Genomic DNA, 19,008 nt, shown 5'->3' on the forward strand with positions numbered 1-19,008 from the left:
GGCTACAGAACCGTTTCCCCTCACCGAGCGTGACATCCCCGTGTCGGCGCACGTCACCGGCCTGATACCGTCCCCGCCAACGGCCGGTTTCCCTCCCTGGTCCGCCACACGTCAATCCTGTTATGTCGCTGAGAGGTTGGAGCATGCCGGACGACGCCGCAGCTGCCCGGGCCGCTGCCGAAGAGGAGTCGGCGTTCTCGCACCCGGTGGTCGATCCCGACTTCACCGCCGCGTACGGTGACCACCCCGACCAGCTGATCGACTTCTACCTCCCGCGCACCGAGCCGGCGCCCGGCGCCCTCGCCCCGCTGGTCGTCGTGCTGCACGGCGGCGCGTGGCGGGCACCGTACGACCGCCGGCACATCTCGCCGTTCGCGGGCTTCCTGGCCCGGCGGGGTTTCGCGGTCGCCAGTGTCGAGTACCGGCGGGGGAGCGCGATCCCCGCCCAGGGCGGCAGCGCCGTCGCGGGCCGCTGGCCGGAGACCTTCGACGACGTCGCGGCCGCGCTGGACGCGCTGCCCGCCCTCGTACGCGAGGCCCTTCCGCAGGCCGACCCGCGCCGCATGGTGATCACCGGGCACTCGGCCGGCGGCCACCTCGCCCTGTGGGCGGCGGCCCGCCATCTGCTGCCCGACGACGCCCCCTGGCGCATCGACCGCCCCGCACCGCTGCGCGGTGTCGTCGCCCTGGCCCCGATCGCCGACTTCGAGGTCGCCGACAAACTGGACGTGTGCGGGGGCGCTTCGCGTCAACTGCTGGGCGGCGACGAGAAGTTCGCCGAACGCCGCCCGTACGCCGACCCGTCGCTCCTGCTGCCGACGGGCATCGCGACCACCCTGGTCCAGGGCCGCACGGACGTCACCGTCCCGCAGGCGGTCGCCGAGTCGTACGCCGACGCGGCAGCGAAGGCCGGCGAGGTCGTGGGCCTCACGCTCCTGGAGGACGTCGGCCACTTCCCCCTGATCGACCCGGCGGTGGACGCCTGCGCGGTGGTGGCGGAGGAAATCGCCCAACTGGCCTGGTGACCCGCCCCCTTCATACCCGTAGTACCTGAGAGCTACGACTCAGGACAGCTCCCTGGCGTGACGCGGGCGACAGATCACGATCCGTAACTTCCCATCCAGACAAGCCCGATGGCCGGGCGAACTGGAGGGGGAGACCGTCATGGGGCTTGAGACAACTCTGCGGAGCCTGCGAGCGGTTGTGCGGTCTGGGGCGCCGGCGAACGGCCGCCGCAGCCTGCGGGCATTCGTGCCGCCTAGGGCGGCTCCCGACCCAAAGAAAGGCGGCACCCGGCAAGCGCCGGCAAGTGACACCCCGCCACCCAAGCCCAAGCGGCGCCGCACCCACAACTGGCGCCGAGCCACCCTCGCAGCCCTCATCACCGCCGCCGTGGTCGCCCCGCTCTCGGGCGCAGCCCGCCCGCAGATCCCCGCCCCACCCCCGGCAACCCTCGCCCCCCTCACCGCAGCCACCCTCGACGCGGCCTACAAGGCCAACCGCACCAACGCCACGCAAGCGTCCCGCATGGCCGCAGCCCACGGCGACCACAAACGCGCCGCAGCGGACCACTCCATGGCCTCCCCCACCCGCCGATTCCTCACCTTCGACGGCCGCGGCGAGGGCCAGGCCACCGAGGTCTTCGGCGACCTCACCCACGCCACCCGCATCGCCGTCCTGATCCCGGGCTCGGACACCTCCCTCGACACCTACGACCGCTTCCGCGCAACAGCAGTCGCCCTGCACAACCGCCTGCTCCGGCAGGCCCCGAAGGGCACCCGCACCGCCGTAGTCGCCTGGCTCGGCTACAGCACCCCCGGCACGGTCAGCACCACCGTCCTCACCACGGACCGCGCAGACGAAGCGGCCCCGCACCTGCGCGAGTTCATCGCCGGACTACGCCACATAGCAGGCCGGAAGGCGAACATCTCCCTCCTCTGCCACTCCTACGGCACGGTCGTCTGCGCCCGCGCCGCCGCCGGCCTGGACGTGCAGGACATCGCCTTCGTCGGCAGCCCCGGCACCGGCGCGGACACGGCGGCGGCCCTGCACACCAGGGCCCGCGTCTGGGCGGCCCGCGGCGCCGACGACTGGATCAAGGAGGTGCCGCACGTGAGGGCGGACCTCTTCGGCTGGACCGTCGGCTTCGGCACGGACCCCGTGTCCCCGGCCTTCGGCGCCCGAGTCTTCGCGGCGGGCCCCGGCGGCCACAGCGACTACTTCAGGCCGGGCTCGGTCTCCCTGGCCAACCTCACCCGCATCGTCCTGGGCGACACAAAGGAGGTGACCCGTGCGTGAGTCGAGCGTGCGCCACGCGTGGGACGGCATACGACCCCGCGCCGTACGAGAGCGCACCGTACGAGCGAGCGCCGTACGCGAAAGCACCGTAGGACAGGGCGCCGTACGAGAAAGCACCCTGGGACAGGGCGCCGCGGGACAGAGCGCCGTACGACAGAGCGCCGTACGACAGAGCGCCCTACGAGAGGCCGCCGGCCGCATCGACGCCGCCACCCCCATCGACCGCGACCGCGCCGTGGACGCCCTGCGTGCCTTCGCGATCCTCGGTGTGGTCCTCGGCCACTGGCTGGTCACGGCCCTGGTGGCGGACGGCGGCTCCCTGCACGCCTCGAGCCCCCTCCAGCACATGCCCTGGCTGGCCCCGATCTCCTGGGCCTTCCAGACCCTGGCCGTGTTCTTCCTGGTGGGCGGCCACGTGGCGACCCGTAGCCACACGGCGGCCCGGGCCAAGGGCACGCCGTACCGGCAGTGGCTGACCGCCCGTCTGTCGCGGCTGTTCAAGCCGGTGGCCGCGGTACTGGTCCTGTGGACGATCGCCGCGACGGCCCTGTTCCTCTCCGGCGCGGAACCCGACACGATCCACACGCTGGTCAAACTCGCCCTGTCCCCCCTCTGGTTCCTGCTGGTCTTCGCGGCGCTGACCGCGGCGACCCCGCTCCTCACCCGGCTCAACCCCCTGTGGCCGCTGGCCGTCGTCCTCCATGTGGACCTTCTCCGCTTCGGCCTCGGCGCCCCGCAGAGCCTCGGCTGGGTGAACCTGGCGGCGGGCTGGCTCGTGCCGTACACCCTGGGCGCGGCCTGGACCCGCGGCGAACTGGAACGCGCCCGCGCGGGCTGGATCCTGCTCGCCGGAGGTGCGGCGGCGACGGCCCTGCTGGTCGCCTTCGCGGGCTACCCGGCCTCGATGGTCGGCGTCCCGGGGCAGACGATCTCGAACCTCAACCCGCCGACGCTGGCCGCGGTCACCTTCGGCCTGGCCCAGTGCGGCCTGGCCCTGCTCCTGCGCGACCGGCTGCGCCGCACGATGCGGCGTCCCCTGGCCTGGGCGGCGGTGGCCTTCGTGAACCTCTCCGCGATGACGATCTTCCTCTGGCACCAGACGGCCATGATGGCGACCACGGCCACCGCCCTCACTGCGGGCCGTCTGCCAGGCCTGCACACCTCCCCCGACGGCCTCGGCTGGGTGGCGTTCCGCCTGGCCTGGCTCCCCGTGTTCGCCCTCGCGCTCACGGTCTGCTGGACGGCCTTCCACTCCTACGAACGCCGGGGCCCGCGCGGCAGAAGCACCGGCCCCTCCAGGGTGGTCCGCCGTCACCGCGGCCCGGACGGGACGGGAGCGAGGACCGCCCATCGTGCCTAGGGTTGGCCGCGTGACGGAAACGGGGATCCAGCGGGCGTTCGGCGGCCGCGTCCTGCGCTGGCTGCGCGTGCTCCGCGACGACCTGTGGACGGCCCGCGCGGACCCGTTGCCCGCCTTCGGGCGGCTGCGGCGGGTCCCGCACGGCGTGCTGTGTGTTGCCGCGTTCGGGATCACGTTCGGCGGTGTCGCGCAGCTCACCGACAACGGACATCTGGGCTTCGGCTACGGCTTCCTGATCGGACTCGCGCAGGGCGGCTCGGTGGCGCTGGCGCTGTGGCGGCCGATCCCGGCCTGGTGGCTGTCGACAACGGGCTCCGTCGTGGGGGCCGTTGTGGTGCACTTCAGCCTGACCGGAGGCGCGGCGCACGACTTCACCTGGCCCTGGACCGCGGCCGGGATCATCGCCCAGCTGCTGGTGCTGCTGCTCCTCGCCCTGCGTGTGCCTACCCGCGTGTCCGTGGAGGCACTGGCACTGACGGTGCTCGTCACCCTTGTCCTTGAGGGCCTGTGGGAGGCGCCGCACCCGCAGTCCGCCGGCCCGCAGCAGTCGACGGGCCCGCTCGCGATCGCCCTGTCCGCCGTCGCCGTCCTGCTCGGCATCGTGCTGCGCAGCCGCCGCGAGGCACGCGCGGAGGTCGGACGGCTGACCACGCTCACCGCCGAGGAGCGGGCCCGGCGCACCCTCCTTGAGGAGCGCAACCGCATCGCGCGCGAACTGCACGACGTGGTCGCCCACCACATGTCCGTCATCTCCATCCAGGCCCAGGTCGCCCCGCACCTCGTCGAGAACCCGCCCGACGAGCTCAGGGAGAACCTCGAAGGCATACGGCACAACGCGCTGGAGGCACTGACCGAACTGCGCCGGGTGCTGGGCGTGCTGCGCTCGGAGGACCCCGGCACGGACGCACCGGCCGACGGCGGCAACGACCCGCACAGCCCGCAGCCCACCCTGGACCGGCTCGACGCGCTCGTCGAGAACACCCGGGCCGCCGGACTGGCCGTGACCACGCGGACCACGGGGGACCGGCGCCCGCTGCCGTCGGGCGTGGAGCTGTCGGCGTACCGGATCGTGCAGGAGGCTCTCAGCAACGTGCTGCGCCACGCACCCGGCGCGAGCGCGAGCGTCGAAGTCGCCTACGTGCCCTTCGGACTGCGCGTGGAGGTCGTCAACTCGCGTCCGCTGCATGAGGCTCCGTCCTCGCCGGGCGCGGGGCATGGTCTGCTAGGTATGCGGGAACGGGCGGCGATGCTCGGCGGCGACCTGTCCGCACACCCCCGGCCGAACGGCGGCTACCAGGTCTCCGCCTTCCTGCCGGTCGACCCGCGTGCCGACGGCGCGGACCGGCCCGATGCCCCCGACCCCGCCACCGACCCGAAGGACCACACCGCATGACGAGCAGCAGCAACAGCCCCATCCGGGTAGTGATCGCCGACGACCAGCAGATGGTCCGGCAGGGCTTCACCGTGCTGCTCAACACCAAACCGGACATCGAGGTGGTCGGCCAGGCGGTCGACGGCCTGGACGCCGTCGCCAAGGTCGCCGAACTCGCCCCGGACGTCGTCCTCATGGACATCCGCATGCCCGAGCTCGGCGGCATCGAGGCCACCCGCCGCATCACCACCGAGACACCGCACATCAGGGTGCTGGTTCTCACCACCTTCGACCTCGACGAGTACGTGTACGAGGCGCTGCGCGCGGGGGCGTCCGGGTTCCTCCTCAAGGACGCGTCGGTGGACCAACTGGCGGAGGCGGTACGGGTGGTGGCGGCCGGTGACGCGCTGCTCGCGCCCGGCATCACCCGGCGGCTGATCGCCCAGTTCTCCCGCCTGGACGACAAGCCCCGCGCCCCGCTGAAGGAGCGCGTCGGCGACCTGACCGAGCGGGAGACGGAGGTCCTCGCACTGATCGCGCAGGGCCTGTCCAACGCGGAGATCGCCCAGCGCCTGGTCGTCGCCGAGCAGACAGTGAAGACCCACGTGGGCCGCATCCTGGTGAAGCTGGGCCTCAGGGACCGCACACAGGCGGCGGTGTTCGCGTACGAGTCGGGACTGGTACGCCCGTCCGGCTACTGACCCGTCCGTCCCGCAGCCCGTACCCGTAGTACCTGAGGGGGAGGCCGAAGGACCCTTCTCACTGGTGACGACCGCGACCCCCGCCGCGGCCTACCTTTTCCACGTGACCGAGACGCCCCACACGCAGCCGCTGCCCCCGGAGCCCACCAGACACGTGGAGCCGCCGGACAGCGTGTTCGAGTCGTACAAGCCGCGCAGCCCGGAGGCCCGGGCGGCGGCGGACGTCCTGCGCGGACTGCGGCAGGACCTGTTCCACGACGCCTTCGCCTACCGCCCGCTGCCGCGCGCGAGCGCCGACGGCCCGCTCGCCCGGCGGCTGGGGCGGATGCGGGAGTACGCGATCTGGGCCCCGCACGCCCTGATCACGGCGGCCGGCCTCTTCGCGACGCTGATCGCGTCGAACAGCAGCGTCACCGGCGCGGCCACCAACATGGTCCTGGGCCTGCTTGCCCTGGCCCCGGTCCTGCTGACCATGGTCCGGCCGGTCGGTGCGTTCTGGCTGTCGATGATCGCGACCCCCGTCGCCGCCGCAGTCGGCGGTGACTGGAGCAGCGAATGGCCGTGGCTGCCCGGCAGCTTCGCCTGCCACCTGATGGTGCTCACGATCGTGGCCATCCGCACGAGGCCGCGCACGGCGGCGTGGATGTGGGTCCTGACGGGGGTGTACGGCGCCGGGGCGGAGCTCTTCCCCAGCCGCTACAACCACTACAGCCCGTACGGCTCGGACACCATGGAGCTGCTGTTCGTCTCCGCCATGTTCCTCCTCGCCGTCTCCCTCAGGCACATCCGCCGCGAGGCGCGCCAGGAGGTGACCGCCCAGCAGACGGTGACCGCGCACGAGCGTTCCCGGCGCACCCTGCTGGAGGAGCGCACGACGATCGCCCGCGAGCTGCACGACGTGGTCGCCCACCACATGTCGGTGGTCGCCATCCAGGCGGAGGCAGCCCCCTACCGGGTCGAGAACCCGCCCCCGGAACTGGAGAAGGCGTTCGCCACGATCCGGGAGAACGCGGTGGCGGCGCTCACCGAACTGCGCCGCGTGCTGGGCGTGGTCCGCGCCGAGGACTACGAGGCCCCGGACGCCCCGCAGCCCACCCTCTGTGACCTGGACGCCCTGCTCGCCAATGTGCGCGAGACGGGCCTGAGCGTCGACAAGACGCAGACCGGAGCGGTACGGGAACTCCCGCAGGGCGTCGAGCTGTCGGCATACCGCATAGTGCAGGAGGCGCTGAGCAACACCCTGCGCCATGCACCGGGCGCCGCTGCCAAGGTGGAGGTCTCGTACGTCCTGGGCGGCCTGGGCCTGCGCATAGTGAACGGCCCGCCGCCCGAGCCGTCCCTGGTGAAGCCCTCACCGGGCGCCGGCCACGGCATCACCGGCATGCGGGAGCGCGTCACCATGCTGAACGGCGAGATGACAGCGGCCCGGACGGACGAGGGAGGCTATGAGGTGACGGTGTTCCTGCCGGTCGCCCCGGCGGGCGAAGGTGACGCATGACCATCCGTGTCCTGATCGCGGACGACCAGATGATGGTGCGCGAGGGCTTCTCGGTCCTGCTCAATGCGATGCCGGACATCGAGGTCGTTGGCGAGGCGGTGAACGGCCGCGAGGCCGTGGACCGCGTCCGCGAACTGTCCCCCGACGTCGTCCTGATGGACATCCGCATGCCGGAGCTGAACGGCATAGAGGCGACCCGCGAGATCGTGGCCGCCAACAGCACGGCAAAGGTCCTCGTCCTGACGACCTTCGACCTCGACGAGTATGTCTACCAGGCCCTGCGCGCAGGCGCCTCCGGCTTCCTCCTGAAGGACGCCTCGGCCCGCCAACTCGCCGACGGCGTAAGGGTGGTGGCCTCCGGCGAGGCCCTGCTCGCCCCCTCGGTGACGAAGCGCCTGATCACGGAGTTCTCCAAACTCTCCGAGTCCCCCCGCGCCATGCACTCCGCCCACCAGGCCTACGGCGACCTCACCGAACGCGAGACGGAGGTCCTGGTCCTCATCGCCCAGGGCCTGTCCAACGCGGAGATCGCCGAACAGCTGGTGGTCGCCGAGTCGACGATCAAGACCCACGTCAGCAGGATCCTGGTGAAACTGGGTCTGCGGGACCGGACACAGGCGGCGGTGTTCGCTTATGAGGCTCGGTTGGTGACGCCGGGCTGACGAAGACGGCCGGCCGTCCGCACCGGCTGTCGAGCCGCTTGGTCCAGACATATGCTGGAGTCATATCCGGAGAACGGATCCCGTCTGAGTACCGACGAGTAGTGAAGCGGAGCGGGCGATGGGATGGAGTCTGGAAGGCCGGTATTTCGAAGCATGTCCTTGTGACGTGGTGTGTCCGTGCACCGTCTCGGCCTTGGCGATGCCGGCGGATACCGAGCGGTGTCAGGTGACGCTGGTGTTCCACGTCGACCGGGGGGACGTCGAGGGTGTCGACGTCGGTGGGCTCACCGTCGCGCTGCTGGCGGACGCGCCAGGGCAGATGTCCCTGGGCGGCTGGCGTGTGGGGCTGTTCCTCGACGAGGCGGCCTCGGCCGAGCAGGCCGAGAAGCTGCAGGGGGTGTTCAGCGGAGCGATGGGCGGGCCGCCGGAGATCCTCACTCCTCTGGTGGGCGAGATCGTCGGGGTGGAAACCGCTCCGATCACGTTCGACTCCGAGGGTCGGGTCCACCGCGTCACCATCGGGGACGCGGTCGACATCGAGGTCGAGGACTTCTTCCATGAAGGCGCGAGCGAAGGCGCGACTCTGCATGGCATGACCATCACGCCCAACCCGGTCGTTACGATCGCGAAGTCCAATGTTGCCCGGATACGGGCGTTCGGTCTCGACCTCGACCTGGCGGGTCACAACGGGCACTCCGCGCCGTTCGCCTGGTCCGTCTGACGGCCTCGCCGGGGGGCGACTCACGCCGCGGCCAATTCGCACCACACGTACTTGCCCCGGCTGCCGTTCCTCGACTGCGGCTGCCAGCCCCACACGTCGGCGCAGGCGCGGACCAGGGCGAGGCCGCGGCCGTCCTCGGCGTCGGCGAGGCGGTCCAGCGGTCGCGGGGGCTCCGGCGGCTCGGGGTCCGCGTCCCACGCGCCGAGGTGCAGTGTGCCGGGCGGTGACCAGCGCACCCGTAGCGCGGCCGGGCCCTTCGTGTGCAGTACGGCGTTGGACACCAGCTCCGCTGTGTCGGCCAGGTGATCAGGCCGTGCAGGGTCAGGATCAAGCGGAGGGTGCGGCGGCAGACGGTGACGGCGCGGGGGTCGTTGGGGATGTGGAGGGTGTACTCCCACGGTTCGGATTCGTTTTCGGGCATGCGGCAACTCCGGTTCGCTGGTGGGGGTTTGGCGGTGGCATCGCCGCGACCGTCACGGCAGGACGAAGCGGTGCGCTTCCGCAGCGTGTGCGTTGCGTCACCGACGGTAGAGGAGTAATTACTCCTCGCGCAACTGGTTGGCGTAGCCTGACGCTCGAACGAGGCACCACAGCAAGGCTGTTGAGGAGGGCGTATGGCGCCGAGGAGTCACGCCACCGCGAGGCAGGTGCGGTTGGGCGCCGAGCTGCGTCGACTGCGTGAGGCAGCTGGGCTGAAGGCGCGTGAGGTGGCCGGGCTGCTGAACTCGACCTCCGCTCAGATAAGCCAGGTGGAACTGGGCCTCTCGGGTGCCAGCGAGGAGCGAGTGCGGCGGCTCGCGGCGCATTATGCCTGCACGGACCAGGCATTGATCGATGCCCTCGTGGCCATGGCGACCGACCGCACGCGTGGCTGGTGGGAGGAGTACCGGGGGGTGCTGCCACCGGCGTTCCAGGACACCGCCGAGACCGAACATCATGCGACGTCTCTGCGCGAGGTCGTGATCACGTACGTTCCAGGGCTGCTGCAGACCGCCGACTATGCTCGGGCGGTCTATGCGTACGTGCATCCCGGTCTGCCCGACAGCGAGTTGGAGCCTCGGGTGGAGCACCGGATCAGGCGGCGCGCTGTCATCGAAGGTGACAAGCCGACGCCGTACGAAACGTTGATCCACGAATTCGCGCTCCGGACCCGTGTGGCGGACCGTCGGGTCTGCCGCGCCCAACTCCGGCAGATCCTCGATCAGATCGAGCAGCGGCACGCCACAGTGCGGGTCATCCCCATCGATCAGGACGGGTTTGGCGGTGCAGGGATCTCGATGATGTACGCCGGGGGCCCGGTGCCTCGATTGGACACCGGACTACGGGACGCTCCCACCGGCGTGGCGTTCATCGATGCGGAGGCTCAGCTCAAACAGCTTCGAACACTCTTCCTTAAGATGCAGGCGGCGTCCCTGGAACCCGCTGAGTCGCGGGACTTCATCCACCGCCTGACAAAGGAGCTGTGATGCACTGGCGTAAGTCCACCTACTCCGGCGGCGGCGACGGCGACACCTGCGTCGAGATCGCCCCCCTCCCCACCCGCATAGCCGTCCGCGACTCCAAGGCCCCGGCTCGCGCCACCCTCTCCTTCCCGCCCGCCGCCTTCACCGCCCTCATCGACCATCTGAAGTATTTGTCACAGCTTGACCAGGCGTAGTTCCCCGACCCGTCTGCCATGTCCGTGTCACGGCTACGATTGGCCGACTTCGGGGGGTGGAGGGGGAATTGAGGATGATGGTGCGACGGAGATCGCTCGGCCTCGTCGGTGTGGCCGCGCTGGTGCCGCTGGTCGCTTCCGGTGTTTTCGCCGCTTCGGCGCAGGCGGCGTCGGCCTCGCTGGTCGTCACCACGCTGGGGCGGCACGGTGCCAAGGTCTCCACGACGGTCAACGTCGTCGCCGTGCCGTCCGGGCAGACGTACAGCGTGAAGTCCGGCAAGCGGATCAGCCTGCCGGCGGGGCGCTACCTCGCGATGACCGACATTTACGAGAGCACCACCGACGGTCTGGGCACCGACACCATCGGCGCGCAGGTCGTACAGGTCTCGGGCAGCAAGTCGGTGGCGCTCGACGCGCGCAAGGGCAAGGCCGTCAAGGTGTCGCTCGACACGCCCGCCGACGTGACCGAACCGCCGAAGATCTCCGCGCAGGTGTGCGCCGCCACCGTCGGCAACATGCCCTCCGCCTTCAGCACGGGCGGCTGGAACGACGAGGGAGCCCTCTACGCCATCCCGAACTCGTCCAGGCTGCTGCAGTTCGGGTATCTGGCGCAGTGGTCGGGCAACGACAGCTACGTCGCCGCGAAGAACACCACGGGCATCCCGGCCGCGCCCGGTGGGTCGTTCAAGCGGTCGAAGCTGGCGACGATGCGCTTCTCGGTACGCAGCGGTACACAGATGGCCCGTCAGAACGACACCGCGCTCCAGGCACAGCCGAAGACCGACGACTGCACGACCGACCTGATGGCCACGGTCCGCGACGACAACGCGCCGTACAGCGCCACCGTCCACGTGACTCCCGGGACCTGGCAGCCGCGTGACGACATCATGGCGAGCAACGGCGACGACGTCGGCGGCGGTTTCCCGAAGCTCAGGACGCTGAAGGCGGGGCAGAGCTTCACCCAGTCCTTCGGGCGGGCCGTGTGGAGTCCGATGCACTATCTGCCGTTGCTCGGACGGAAGTCCGTCACCTTCATTCCGGACGGCCTGATCGGTGACCCCGACGTCGGCGCCGGCTGGGGCGACCCGACGCAGGAGACGGTGGTCCTGTCCAAGGGCAGCACCACCATCAAGAAGAAGACGCTGACCAACTGGGGTGGCGACGCGGAGTTCTCCGCAGGCATCCGCTCGGCCGGCTGGTACCGCCTGACCGTTGACGCCCATCGCCACCGTCCGGGCATCACCTTCCCCGCCGGCATGCTGTCGTCTCGCGCCACCCTCGACTGGCACTTCAAGGTGGCCGATCCGGCCAGGGCGATCGTCGCCCCCGTCTTCCTGACCCGCTTCCTGCCCACCGGGCTGAACAGCCACAACCAGGCCGCAGCCAACAGCACCACGACCGTCGACGTGAGTGCCGGGCGCGGCTCCCAGGGCCCGGACGTGAAGTTCACCAACGTGACCGCCAAGTCCGTCCGGGTCTGGTCGTCCGCCGACGGCGGCAGGACCTGGCAGGCGGCGACCGTCAAGCACGTCGGCTCGACCTGGCAGGCGTCCGTCCACAACCCCGCCTCCGGCGCCGTCGCCCTGCGCTCCGAGGTGACCGACTCCGCCGGGGACCGCTCGGTGGAGACCGTGTACCGGGCGTACGCCGTCGGCTGAGGCCGTTGGTGTCGTCGCATGGGGTCGTCGTGGGCCACCGGTGGAAAACCTGGTGGCCTCGGCGTACCACCTGCGTAGGGTCGGGCAGGTGCCCGAGCTGAAACGGCTGCATGCCGGTCATGCCCCGGCGGTCCTGGCCTTCGAGCTGGCGAACCGCGCCTACTTCGCCGCCTCGATCACCGACCGCGGCGACGACTACTTCGAGCAGTTCACGGATCGGTACGACGCCTTGCTGGCCGAGCAGGAGGCCGGCATCTGCGCCTTCCACGTGCTCGTCGCGGAGGACGGTTCGGTACTCGGCCGGTTCAATCTGGTCGACATCGAAGACCACGGTGCGGAGCTCGGCTACCGGGTCGCGGAGCACGTCGCAGGCCGGGGCGTGGCGACCGCGACCGTCCAGGAGCTGTGCCGGCTGGCGGCGGACCGGCACGGGCTGCGCACCCTGCGGGCGGCCACCGCCCACCAGAACGTGGCGTCCCAGAAGGTCCTGACCAAGGCCGGGTTCGTTCCGGTCGGCCCGGCCGACCCGGCCCACGTCGGCGGCAATCCGGGGACCTGGTACCAGCGCCACCTCGTGCCGGAGTACTGACATCCCTGGTCAGGCGGGTGGATACCGGGTTAGCGTCCGTCCATGACCGCCTTCGACCCCTGGGACCCGGCGTTCCTCGCCGACCCCTACCCCGCCTACGCCGACCTCCGCGCCCGGGGCCGCGTGCACTACTACGAGCCCACGAACCAGTGGCTCGTCCCGCATCACGCCGACGTCTCCGCGCTGCTGCGTGACCGGCGGCTCGGGCGGACGTACCAGCACCGGTTCACGCACGAGGACTTCGGGCGGACCGCGCCGCCCGACGAACACGAGCCGTTCCACACCCTCAACGACCACGGGATGCTGGACCTGGAGCCGCCGGACCACACCCGGATCCGGCGGCTGGTGTCGAAGGCGTTCACACCGCGGACGGTCGAGCGGCTGGGGCCGTACGTCGGCAACCTCGCCGGGGAGCTCGTGGACCGGCTCGTCGAGAACGGCGGCGGCGACCTGCTCAGCGAGGTCGCCGAGCCGCTCCCCGTCGCCGTCATCGCCGAGATGCTGGGGTTCCCCGAGGCCGATCGCGGCCCTCTCCGCCCCTGGTCGGCCGACATCTGCGGGATGTACGAGCTGAACCCCTCCGAGGAGACGGCCACCCGCGCGGTGCGTGCCTCGGTCGAGTTCTCCGACTACCTCCGCGAGCTGATCGCCGAGCGGCGCAAGGATCCCGGCGACGATCTCATCTCCGGGCTCATCGCCGCCCACGACGAGGGTGACCGCCTCACCGAGCAGGAGATGATCTCGACCTGCGTTCTGCTGCTCAACGCCGGTCACGAGGCCACCGTGAACGCCACCGTGAACGGCTGGTACGCCCTGTTCCGGCACCCCGACCAGCTCTCACAGCTCCGCGCTGATCACTCCCTCGTCCCCACCGCCGTAGAAGAGCTCATGCGCTACGACACCCCGCTCCAGCTGTTCGAGCGCTGGGTGCTGGACGAGATCGAGATCGACGGGACCGTCATCCCGCGCGGTGCCGAGATCGCCATGCTCTTCGGCTCCGCCAACCATGACCCCGAGGTCTTCCGGGACCCCGAGCGGCTCGACCTGACCCGCACGGACAATCCGCACATCTCCTTCTCCGCCGGCATCCACTACTGCATCGGTGCCCCGCTGGCCCGCATCGAGTTGGCTGCCTCGATGACGGCTCTGCTGGAGAAGGCGCCGACGCTGCGGTTGGCGGCGGAGCCGGAGCGGAAGCCGAACTTTGTGATCCGGGGGTTGGAAGGGCTGAGCATCGAGGTGAGGTGATCACTCGTTCGGATGATCGCTGAGCGAATCCCGGTCGATGGTCGACAGCGGCTCGTCAAGCTGGTGCCTGCCTGCGAAGGGAGGCACCATGACGGTTATGGCAGAGCGTGCGTCGTCTCAGTTGTCGGTGGACATGTTCGAGCGGATCGCCGAGTTCGCCGAGAGGGAGGACGAGACCGTCAGGTTCGAGTTCATCGACGGACGGATCGGGCTCAAGAAAGTGACGAACGGCAACCACAACACGATCACCATGTGGCTGATCCGTCAGTGCATGCGTGCTCGGCCCGAGTTGGACCTCAACCCTCTGCAAGGGCTCAAGGTGGAGGCCTACCGCAAGGGCCGGGCCCGGCCGGATGGAGTGCTCGCCCCTGTCGATCACTTCGTGGGCCAGGGGGAGTGGGCCGATCCCCGCGGCGTGCTGATGGCAGTCGAGATCACGTCGTACGACTCGGACACCCACAAGCGTGACCGGGTCGAGAAGCCTCGGGCGTATGCCGAGGCGGGCATCCCGGTCTATCTGCTGATTGACCGGGACAACCTGTCCATTCTTGTTCATAGCGATCCGGATCTGGACGACGGCTATCGAGACATCCACGTGGTCAGGCTCGGTGGCAAGGTGACCCTCCCCGACCCCGTCCGCATCGAGCTGGACACCGAGGAGCTCAAGCAGTACGCCGACTGATCCCGGTCACGTGGTCAAGTCCCGCCGCCGCAACCCTGCGAGTCCCCCGGCTACCAGCACCACCGCCAGCCCCATCAGGACCAGCACCGCCCCCCACTCCATCCCCCCACCCGGCAGCTTCGGCAGATGCCCGAACGGCGACAGATCCAGCACCGCCTGCGGAGCATCCAGCGCAGGCCCCACCCAGCCGATCAGCAGCACCGCCCCCGCGACACCCCACGCCGCCATCGCCGCCCGCGGGACCAGGCCGTAGACCAGGACCGCCACCCCGCCGATCACCCACACCGCGGCCACCTGCACCAGGCACGCGCCGAGGATCGGCCCGGCCTCCTTGCCGTAGCCGACGATGAAGCCCAGCCCGGCGAGCAGCATGATCAGCACCGCCCCGCCGAACGCGACCGTCAAGTGGCCGCAGGCCCACCGCAGCCGTCCCACCGCGTTCGCCAGCACCGGCTCCGCCCGCCCCGACGTCTCCTCGCCGTACAGCCTCAGCACGCTCGACACGACGTAGAGCGCCGCGATCAGGCCCATCATGCCGATCATCGAGGCCAGGAAGGCGTCCGTCAGACCACTCTGGCCGCCCATCCGCTCGAAGATCTTCCGGGCGTTCTCGTTGTCGCCGACCAGGTTCGTCACGCCGTCCGTCAGGCCGCCGTAGACGACGCCCACGACGAAGAAGGCGATCGACCAGCCGGCGACAGCGCCCCGTTGCAGCCGCCAGGCCAGCGCTCCCGCCGTGCCCAGGCGGCCGGACGCCGGTCCGGGGCGCGTGGGAAGGAAACTCATGCCGACATCCCTGCGGCCCGCCAACTCGTAGGCCGCCCCGGCCTGGAGCGCCACCGCCGCCGCGAACAGCGCCAGCACCCACCAGCGTTCGTCGGCGTACGGGCGCAGGTTCTCCAGCCAGCCGAGTGGGGAGATCCAGGTCAGGGCCGAGGAGCCGTCGTCCGTCGCCGAGTCGCCGGCCGCGCGCAGAACGAAGGCCGCACCTAGGACGCCCGCGGTCAGCCCGCGGGCCAGCCGTGCGCTCTCCGTCAGCTGGGCGACGATCGCCGCCATCGTCGCGAAGACCATGCCGACGGCCGCGAGACCGAGGCCGAAGGCCACCGCACCGGACGCCCCCTGACCCGCCAGTCCGGCCGCAACCAGCAGTGCCAGTACGGCATTTGCGGCCCCCGCCGCCAGCAGAGCCGCCGTGAGGGAGGCCCTGCGGCCCACCATCCCGGACGCCACCAGTTCGTGCCGCCCGCTCTCCTCCTCGTCCCTGGTGTGCCGTACGACGATCATCAGGCTCATCGCGGCGGCCAGCGCACCCGCGTACACGCCGACGCGCCAGGCCGTCAGCGCGCCGACGGAGGTGTCGAAGACGGGACCGATCAGTGCGCGGAAGGAGGCGTTGGCCGCCACCTGGTGGACCAGGTCGGCGCGTTCGGCCGGGGTGCCGTAAAGGTTCTTCAGGGTGTTCGGCATGGAGAGGACCATCAGGGCGTTCACCGCCACCCACACCGGGATCATCAGCCGGTCGCGGCGCAGGTTGAAACGCAGCAGCACCCCGGTGCCCACGAGGGAGGTCATCGGGCCACCTCGTCCTGGTAGTGCCGCAGGAACAGCTCCTCCAGCGTCGGCGGCGTCGACGTCAGGGACCGAACGCCCGACTCGCTCAACGAGCGCAGCACCGCGTCGAGTTGGTCCGTGTCGACCTGCAGCCGCACCCGCTTTCCCTGTACGTCCAGGTCGTGGACGCCGGGCAGGTGCGCCAACCCGTTGGGCGGACCGGCGAGTTCGGCCGTCACGTTCGTCCGCGTCAGATGGCGCAGGTCGGCCAGCGAGCCGCTCTCCACCGTCCGGCCCCTGCGGATGATGCTCACGCGGTCGCACAGCTCCTCGATCTCGCTGAGGATGTGGGACGAGAGCAGGATCGTCCGGCCCCGGTCCCGCTCCTCCTCCACGCAGCGCTGGAAGACCTCCTCCATCAGCGGGTCCAGGCCGGACGTCGGCTCGTCCAGGATCAGCAGGTCCACGTCCGACGCGAACGCGGCCACCAGGGCGACCTTCTGCCGGTTGCCCTTCGAGTACGTACGGCCCTTCTTGGTGGGGTCCAGCTCGAAGCGCTCGATCAGATCGGCCCGGCGCCCGGCATCGAGGCCGCCGCGCAGACGGCCGTACAGGTCGATGACCTCGCCGCCGGACAGGTTCCGCCACAGGGTCACGTCCCCGGGGACGTACGCGATCCGGCGGTGCACCTCCACCGCGTCCTGCCACGGGTCGCGTCCCAGCACCTGCGCGGCGCCGGAGTCGGCGCGCAGCAGGCCGAGCAGGACGCGGATCGTCGTGGACTTGCCGGCGCCGTTCGGGCCGAGGAAGCCGTGGACCTCGCCGGACTCCACCTCCAGGTCGAGGCCGTCCAGGGCGGGGGTGCGGCCGAACGACTTGTGGAGGCCGGAGACGCTGATTGCCTTCGTCATTCTTCAGAATGTACGCTTCTTTCAGAAAATTGTGAAGTTAAGGAAGCCTGTGAAGCCCGGTTAGGGTGGTGACCATGACGGAGTCGAACGCGGTGGGGCGGGACCCGGAGGCGGTCTCCAAGTTCGTGGAGAGTTTCGCGGCGCAGCTGGTCGAGGCCGGGATGCAGCGGATGCCCGCCCGTGTCTTCGCCGCGTTGCTCTCCTCCGACGAAGGCTCGATGACCTCCGCCGAACTGGGTGAACAGCTGCAGATCAGCCCCGCGGCGGTCTCCGGGGCGGTGCGCTATCTGACCATGACGCACATGGTCTCGCGCGAGCGGGAGCCCGGTTCGCGCCGCGAGCGCTACCGGGTCCACGGCGATCAGTGGTACGAGGCCCTGACCAACCGCGAGGCCATCATCAAGCGGTGGGAGGGGGCCCTGCGGGAGGGTGTCAGCAGTCTGGGCGCCGAGACCCCGGCCGGACGCCGCATGGCCGAGACGCTCGCCTTCTTCGAGTTCGTCGAGGGCGAGGTCGCGGCCATGATGGAGCGGTGGCGGGTGCACCGCCGAGAGATGTTCGGGGACGGGTAGTTACCGCTCCTTGGTCTCCTCCAGCACCGTCCGCCCCAGCAGCGCGTACCGCTCCGGCGCCCGGTACTTCAGGTACTGCGCACAGCCGATGCCCGTCGCCGCGACCAGGGCCACCAGCCACGGCGTCGCCTTCAGCAGCAGCGAGCCGGACTCCGAGCCGGCCGCGACGCTCATGTTGGACACCAGGAGCAGCACCACTGCGAGCATCGCGATGCCGCCGACGAGCGGGGCGGTGAACGTCTTGAACCAGTGCCGGCTCTCGGGGTGGTTCTTGCGGAAGTAGACGAGGACCGCGAAGGAGCACACCGCCTGCACGATCAGGATCGCCATCGTGCCGAGGATGGCGAGCAGGACGTAGAGGGCGTTCGCCGGGTCCTTGCTCGTGGCCCAGAACACGAGGATCAGTACGGCGCTCACCACCGTCTGCACCAGGCCCGCGATGTGCGGGGAGCCGTGCCGGGGGTGGGTGCGGCCGATGGTGTTCCGCAGGGAGGGCAGGACTCCCTCGCGGCCCAGCGCGTACATGTAGCGGGCGGCGCAGTTGTGGAAGGCCATGCCGCAGGCGAGCGAGCCGGTGATCATCAGCCACTGCATGAGGTCGACCGCCCAGTGGCCGACGTAGTGCTCGGTGGGGTTGAAGAACAGGGCGAGGGGGTTCGCCGACGAGGCGACCTTGACGGCCTCGGTCTCGCCGTTGCCGATGATGGCCATCCAGGAGACGAAGACGTAGAAGACGCCGACGCCCAGGACGCTGATCATCGTGGCCTTGGGGATGATCCGCTTCGGGTCGCGGGACTCCTCGCCGTACATCGCCGTCGACTCGAAGCCGACCCAGGACCAGAAGGCGAAGAACAAGCCGAGACCGGCGGACGTGCCCTTGAAGGCGTTGATGGGGTTGACCGGGCCGAAGGTGAAGCCGTGCGGGCCGCCGCCGTGCAGGGCGACCGAGATCGCCATCGCCGCGAGGACCGTCACCTCGGTGCCGAGCAGGACCACGAGGAGCTTCTCGGCGACCGAGACGCCGAACCAGGTGCCCGTCGCGTTGACGGCGAGCATCAGCAGCGCGAAGGCCCACCACGGGATGTCGAGTCCCGTCTGGTCCTTGAGGGTTCCGGTGGCGAAGGTCGAGAAGATGCCGATCAGTGCGGGCTCGAACACGGCGTACGCGAAGGTCGCGAGGAGGCCCGACGCGAGGCCCGCGGTGCGGCCGAGGCCGTAGGAGATGAAGCCGTAGAAGGCGCCCGTCGACGTGATGTGCTTCGCCATCGAAGTGAAGCCGATGGAAAAGATTGCCAGGACGACCATTGCGACGAGATAGCTCGCCGGGGCGCCGATGCCGTTGCCCGACGACACCATGAAGGGCACGTTGCCCGTCATCGCCGTGATCGGGGCGGCGGTCGCGACGGCCATGAAGACCACCCCCAGCAGGCCCACGGCGTTGGGCTTGAGCCGGTGGACCGTGCCGTCGCCGTCCGTCTTCGTCGCCGGGGCGACGCCCTCATCCACTGCCATCGGGTGGCCCCTC

At 70.4% G+C, this 19,008-nt stretch carries 18 protein-coding genes and 1 pseudogene; 15 read left to right on the top strand and 4 right to left on the bottom strand.

Annotated elements, in window-relative coordinates:
- Positions 1 to 143: 143 nt before the first annotated feature.
- The 8 genes from IH68_RS0132555 to IH68_RS0132590 all read left to right on the top strand — a co-directional run bounded on the left by IH68_RS0132555 (position 144) and on the right by IH68_RS0132590 (position 8,612).
- Entirely contained in the window at positions 144 to 1,025 is an 882-nt protein-coding gene (locus IH68_RS0132555) for an alpha/beta hydrolase (RefSeq protein WP_030942170.1), read from the top strand.
- 367 nt (positions 1,026 to 1,392) lie between these two features.
- On the top strand, positions 1,393 to 2,298 hold the full coding sequence (locus IH68_RS0132560; protein ID WP_420719018.1) for an alpha/beta hydrolase: 906 nt from the start codon (positions 1,393 to 1,395) through the stop codon (positions 2,296 to 2,298).
- Between the two features lie 118 nt (positions 2,299 to 2,416).
- The gene (locus tag IH68_RS0132565) at positions 2,417 to 3,658 is read left to right on the top strand and encodes an acyltransferase family protein (protein ID WP_030942172.1); all 1,242 of its coding nucleotides are present in this window, start codon (positions 2,417 to 2,419) and stop codon (positions 3,656 to 3,658) included.
- A gap of 10 nt (positions 3,659 to 3,668) precedes the next feature.
- On the top strand, positions 3,669 to 5,051 hold the full coding sequence (locus IH68_RS0132570) for a sensor histidine kinase (RefSeq protein WP_051833846.1): 1,383 nt from the start codon (positions 3,669 to 3,671) through the stop codon (positions 5,049 to 5,051).
- Complete coding sequence (locus IH68_RS0132575) at positions 5,048 to 5,731, top strand: response regulator (RefSeq protein ID WP_030942174.1); 684 nt, start codon at positions 5,048 to 5,050, stop codon at positions 5,729 to 5,731. Before IH68_RS0132570 ends, IH68_RS0132575 begins: the two co-directional genes overlap by 4 nt.
- A gap of 103 nt (positions 5,732 to 5,834) precedes the next feature.
- Positions 5,835 to 7,229: a histidine kinase gene (locus IH68_RS0132580; protein WP_420719019.1), complete on the top strand. Its 1,395-nt coding sequence runs from the start codon at positions 5,835 to 5,837 to the stop codon at positions 7,227 to 7,229.
- Complete coding sequence (locus tag IH68_RS0132585; protein WP_030942176.1) at positions 7,226 to 7,891, top strand: response regulator; 666 nt, start codon at positions 7,226 to 7,228, stop codon at positions 7,889 to 7,891. The genes IH68_RS0132580 and IH68_RS0132585 overlap by 4 nt, the downstream gene beginning before the upstream one ends.
- A gap of 118 nt (positions 7,892 to 8,009) precedes the next feature.
- Complete coding sequence (locus IH68_RS0132590) at positions 8,010 to 8,612, top strand: DUF1326 domain-containing protein (RefSeq protein ID WP_030942179.1); 603 nt, start codon at positions 8,010 to 8,012, stop codon at positions 8,610 to 8,612.
- Between the two features lie 20 nt (positions 8,613 to 8,632).
- Here IH68_RS0132590 and IH68_RS50385 read toward each other — a convergent pair.
- Positions 8,633 to 9,033 (bottom strand): annotated as a pseudogene (locus tag IH68_RS50385) (ATP-binding protein).
- A 193-nt stretch (positions 9,034 to 9,226) separates the two neighbouring features.
- Between IH68_RS50385 and IH68_RS0132600 the strand changes: the two are divergent.
- The 6 genes from IH68_RS0132600 to IH68_RS0132630 all read left to right on the top strand — a co-directional run bounded on the left by IH68_RS0132600 (position 9,227) and on the right by IH68_RS0132630 (position 14,446).
- Positions 9,227 to 10,078 (top strand): helix-turn-helix domain-containing protein, encoded by an 852-nt coding sequence (locus IH68_RS0132600; protein WP_030942181.1) that lies wholly within the window; start codon positions 9,227 to 9,229, stop codon positions 10,076 to 10,078.
- The gene (locus IH68_RS0132605) at positions 10,078 to 10,269 is read left to right on the top strand and encodes a DUF397 domain-containing protein (protein WP_030942183.1); all 192 of its coding nucleotides are present in this window, start codon (positions 10,078 to 10,080) and stop codon (positions 10,267 to 10,269) included. Before IH68_RS0132600 ends, IH68_RS0132605 begins: the two co-directional genes overlap by 1 nt.
- Positions 10,270 to 10,343: 74 nt before the next feature.
- Entirely contained in the window at positions 10,344 to 11,927 is a 1,584-nt protein-coding gene (locus tag IH68_RS0132610; RefSeq protein WP_030942185.1) for a hypothetical protein, read from the top strand.
- Between the two features lie 88 nt (positions 11,928 to 12,015).
- Positions 12,016 to 12,516 carry a GNAT family N-acetyltransferase gene (locus IH68_RS0132615; protein ID WP_030942186.1) on the top strand — a complete coding sequence of 167 codons (501 nt, stop codon included), beginning with the start codon at positions 12,016 to 12,018 and terminating at the stop codon, positions 12,514 to 12,516.
- A gap of 42 nt (positions 12,517 to 12,558) precedes the next feature.
- Positions 12,559 to 13,764, top strand: coding sequence for a cytochrome P450 (locus IH68_RS0132620; RefSeq protein WP_030942188.1), 1,206 nt, complete (start codon positions 12,559 to 12,561; stop codon positions 13,762 to 13,764).
- A gap of 88 nt (positions 13,765 to 13,852) precedes the next feature.
- A complete protein-coding gene (locus IH68_RS0132630) occupies positions 13,853 to 14,446 on the top strand; it encodes a Uma2 family endonuclease (RefSeq protein ID WP_030942190.1) in 594 nt (197 codons plus the stop codon).
- A 6-nt stretch (positions 14,447 to 14,452) separates the two neighbouring features.
- On the opposite strand, the gene IH68_RS0132635 is transcribed toward IH68_RS0132630, so the two are convergent.
- Positions 14,453 to 16,021: an ABC transporter permease gene (locus IH68_RS0132635; protein ID WP_030942192.1), complete on the bottom strand. Its 1,569-nt coding sequence runs from the start codon at positions 16,019 to 16,021 to the stop codon at positions 14,453 to 14,455.
- A complete protein-coding gene (locus tag IH68_RS0132640; protein WP_030942194.1) occupies positions 16,018 to 16,911 on the bottom strand; it encodes an ABC transporter ATP-binding protein in 894 nt (297 codons plus the stop codon). The genes IH68_RS0132635 and IH68_RS0132640 overlap by 4 nt, the downstream gene beginning before the upstream one ends.
- Positions 16,912 to 16,985: 74 nt before the next feature.
- Between IH68_RS0132640 and IH68_RS0132645 the strand changes: the two genes are divergently transcribed.
- Positions 16,986 to 17,483, top strand: coding sequence for a GbsR/MarR family transcriptional regulator (locus tag IH68_RS0132645; protein WP_030942196.1), 498 nt, complete (start codon positions 16,986 to 16,988; stop codon positions 17,481 to 17,483).
- Here IH68_RS0132645 and IH68_RS0132650 read toward each other — a convergent pair whose 3' ends face one another.
- Positions 17,484 to 18,995: an APC family permease gene (locus IH68_RS0132650; RefSeq protein ID WP_030942198.1), complete on the bottom strand. Its 1,512-nt coding sequence runs from the start codon at positions 18,993 to 18,995 to the stop codon at positions 17,484 to 17,486.
- Positions 18,996 to 19,008 lie beyond the last annotated feature (13 nt).

The sequence above is a fragment of the Streptomyces sp. NRRL S-646 genome, assembly GCF_000720765.1.
GTDB lineage: Bacteria > Actinomycetota > Actinomycetes > Streptomycetales > Streptomycetaceae > Streptomyces.